Raw genomic sequence first — 2,172 nt, 5'->3', positions numbered from 1 at the left:
TCTACGCTAGCTATTGTCGCACCTTTAAGTGTAGTGTTTTCTGCCGTGTTTATATCTACTCTCCCTCCAGTAACAGTTGTAAGAAGCGTCTCTTTGGATGCGCTAGAGCTTTTAGAGACACTTCCTCCTATGCCAGTAGGTGTAAATTCGCTTGTGGAGAAGTTTGACGGCAATTTACTCACAAGCATTTTTTACATTATTTTCAGTATCAACATCATATTTTTTATTATGAAGCAACCCCTCTTTACTCATCCGCTCTCTGTCCATATCATGAATCACTAGTGAGTCGAAAATTGCTTTCATATCTTGCTTGAATTGTTTTTGCATTGCTTGAGGGGTAGTGGTTGAGCTTGTTTTGTCAGCTTCAAACTTGGTACCTCTGTTGGTGTAGGTGTAGTTATAAAAAATATCAATTCTTTTTTTTGCTCCATTCACATCATGATATCCACAAACCGTATAGTATCGTTTACTTCCTACTCCTAGTGCAAGGTTGGAAGACTCAACATCAGTACCGCACCTTAAACCTCCAATATAGTCAATATATTTTTTACTATAAGTTACTCCTCTTTCTTTCATATTAGCTACTATATCAGGACGGGATAGTACATCTTGAGCCCATTTCTCATAATCAAAATTTTTAATAAGAAACTTTTCCGTACTTTCTTTCAACCTTTCAGGAATACTCACCGTAATCCTCACATCTTCGCTCATCATGTTAGGGATGTGACGTTTCATAGCAATGATTTTATTAGTATTGATTTTCCATGTCCACCATGGAAAATTTGGATATGAATTAGGTGTTAAAATTGACATGCTATTACTTGATAATTTTGTATAAGGTTTCAAATCAATCGAATTATGGTGATAAGCACATCCAGCCATAAAAAGAGTAATAAAAAATAAAATACTTCTCATTCTTTATACCCCGTCACATCTTGTAATTCTAGATAATCAGTAGGTTTATAACTACCGTGTGGAGACCACGGAGTTAAAAGCAAAACAGAATCATACAGTATCACTGCCGGATTCAATCTGTACAATAATGATACTGACCCATCATTAGCTCCATTGTTCCCACCTAATATTTCTCCTACTCCGTCATTTGGTTTAGTAAAAGCTCCTTTATATGTATAACCTAGACCACCACTTTCATTTACTCCTACTAGTCTATCTAGCTCTTTCCCGCTCACCGGAGAACCAAATGAAACATAGGTTGGAATACCACTTTTATCTCCATTGTCTTTGATGAAATATTCCTGTGGCATAAACTTCGCTCCTGTATTTTCACTGCTATTGATGTAATTAATACCGCTTTTTAGAAGTAGGTTACTTTGAGAGTGGTTTGTAAAGTTTGATCCTGCCGTCCCTCTGGCTGTTGTTACATCTACATTAAACTCACCGTATTGTTTATCTATACCTGTGGTACCGCCTAGTGTTTCTACCGCCGATTCAAGCAGATCCGCTACTATTCCTCTGCTTGGATTATAAAACACGGTTGCTTCGACAGGTTTTTCTTTTGTTGCTTCTGTATTGTATTGCCCTATCATTCCTGTTTGCTCCAGTACGTTGAATATCGCCAATCCTTTATCATTCATTATACCGTTTCCTCCATTCTGATACGTAGCGTTCTCTTTGGTTATTATAACTGGTTCTTTTGAGATATAAAGACCTTGTACCTGTGATTGTTCCTCCTTGCTCATCTGCTTATATGCATCACTTTGCTCTATCGGTATAAATTTATCCGAGTCTTGTTGATACAGCGGTGCATTTGAACTAACTACTTGCAATGCCTCTTGTACTGAATCTTTATTACCTGTAAGAACAGGTATCTCTCCCAACACTCCGCCATTGTTTCCATTGGACGGAAGTACGCCTAATGTAGCGTATGCAGCAATATTATCCCATATCGTACCGGCAACTGCTTCGACTATATTATCACCAATAGCGCTTGGTAAAGTATCTGCAATGGTTTTCATATTTTTATCCATATCTTTATACTCCTGCCTTATCTCATCCTGCCCTTTTTTACTAAGCAGTCTAGTATCAAGCTCAAGGTGCAGTCCTTTATGGCTCTGTATATCGTAGATGTCCACTTTGTTGTCGGTTATATCTCTGTTTAACATTGCGGTGTCGGAATTCTCTTTGTCAGTTACTTGTACATCTCCGCTTCCT

Annotated in this window: 2 protein-coding genes and 1 pseudogene; all 3 read right to left on the bottom strand. The window is 37.8% G+C overall.

Features of this window, described 5'->3' with window-relative positions; genetic code table 11:
- Positions 1 to 182: hypothetical protein (locus OQK60_RS09070; RefSeq protein WP_297686258.1), on the bottom strand; the 182-nt coding region annotated here is incomplete at its 3' end.
- Positions 175 to 915 carry a hypothetical protein gene (locus OQK60_RS09065; RefSeq protein ID WP_297686256.1) on the bottom strand — a complete coding sequence of 247 codons (741 nt, stop codon included), beginning with the start codon at positions 913 to 915 and terminating at the stop codon, positions 175 to 177. The genes OQK60_RS09070 and OQK60_RS09065, both read right to left, overlap by 8 nt.
- Positions 912 to 2,172: pseudogene (locus OQK60_RS09060) on the bottom strand (adhesin); the annotation flags it as partial. The gene OQK60_RS09065 and the pseudogene OQK60_RS09060, both read right to left, overlap by 4 nt.

Origin of the sequence: Sulfurimonas sp., assembly GCF_026196735.1 — a bacterium.
In the GTDB taxonomy this organism is placed as follows: domain Bacteria; phylum Campylobacterota; class Campylobacteria; order Campylobacterales; family Sulfurimonadaceae; genus Sulfurimonas.
This window is presented reverse-complemented; position numbering and strand designations above follow the sequence as displayed.

Coding starts and splice junctions, on each gene's coding strand:
- OQK60_RS09065 (WP_297686256.1), bottom strand. CDS start 915: ATGAGAAGTATTTTATTTTTTATTACTCTTTTTATGGCTGGATGTGCT.